This window comes from Roseibium sp. RKSG952 (assembly GCF_009711355.1).
The window spans coordinates 1-1,026 of sequence record NZ_SMMF01000447.1 but is presented as its reverse complement, the minus strand read 5'-3'; the positions used below and the strand labels follow the sequence as shown (position 1 = coordinate 1,026).

The 1,026-nt window shown below is 51.9% G+C and carries 2 protein-coding genes; one reads left to right on the top strand and one right to left on the bottom strand.

The features are described 5' to 3' along the window. The first annotated feature begins 136 nt into the window (after positions 1-136). Entirely contained in the window at positions 137-577 is a 441-nt protein-coding gene (locus E1297_RS01495; RefSeq protein WP_155132998.1) for a transposase, read from the top strand. 8 nt (positions 578-585) lie between these two features. Here E1297_RS01495 and E1297_RS48940 read toward each other — a convergent pair. After that, on the bottom strand, positions 586-1,026 hold a 441-nt coding region (locus tag E1297_RS48940), incomplete at its 5' end, for a hypothetical protein (RefSeq protein WP_196223116.1).

Sequence of the window (1,026 nt, the reverse complement as noted above, 5' to 3'; positions counted from 1 at the left end):
TTGAAGAACAACGGAGTAAATCTTGATACCCCGCTGCGCGAGGTACGCTTTTGCCTCTCCCGGAAGGAAGGGGTTCGTACCTATCCACTAAACAAAGGCTGATGGACCTATAGCCTAGGTTAACCAATAACTTAGATTGTTTCAGCGCTTCGGTTGCTTTCCCTCCTCAGATCTCGCACATGTCTCCCGTTTCTGGGCCCGCGCCTTCAAGGACCATGACACGGTGACTCACGGCAAGAAGAAATACGTTCGCGGGAACGTTCATTCCAACACGGTCGAAGGCATTGCAGCCCTACTGAAGCGGACACAGCTGGGCGTTTATCACCAACTCAGCAAGTGCCATCTACAGCGGTACATCGACGAGATCGTGTTCCGGAAGAACCAGCGCCGGACAATCGAGACCGTCAACCAACGGGACGGTACCGTGCAGGTTCAGTTCTATCACCGTCCGTTTCTGGATCAGCTCGAGGATCTCCTCGTGAGGGCCGTCGGGCGGCAGGTCAGGAGATCGAGCATCGGCGGGCTAGAATGGCCGATGCCGATAGCGCCAGGATATGTCGAAGCACCATCGATCTGACGGTTAACTTACATTCCGAAGCCGATTGGATTGTAGTCGTCACCATCGTTCAGGTCGATTTGGAAGTCGCTATCAAATTCTTCGTGGCGGGTGCCGTGATCCTCGAAATAACACAAGATCTCGTCGAACTCTTCGGAGGTGACACGGCGGAATTCTGTCGCCCCGTCCAAACCCCATTCTAAGTGTTGCTGGCATTTTCCACCAAGGCTCAGAAACCATTGCTCCCAGGATCTTGTTTCTTCACCTGTATGTATCGAGTAAACACTCATTGGTTCGTAGCTGTTTGCTTTCGCAGTTGCCGAGACGCGACGAACCGTATCACAAGATATCCCGATCTTTATAAGAACAGTTCCGTCAGAACGCTCTGAATGCTTGACCTGCCAGACATAAATGCAGCCACTTTCAGTGTACGCACTTTCCATATGCTCGCAGATAGAATCGAAGAATTT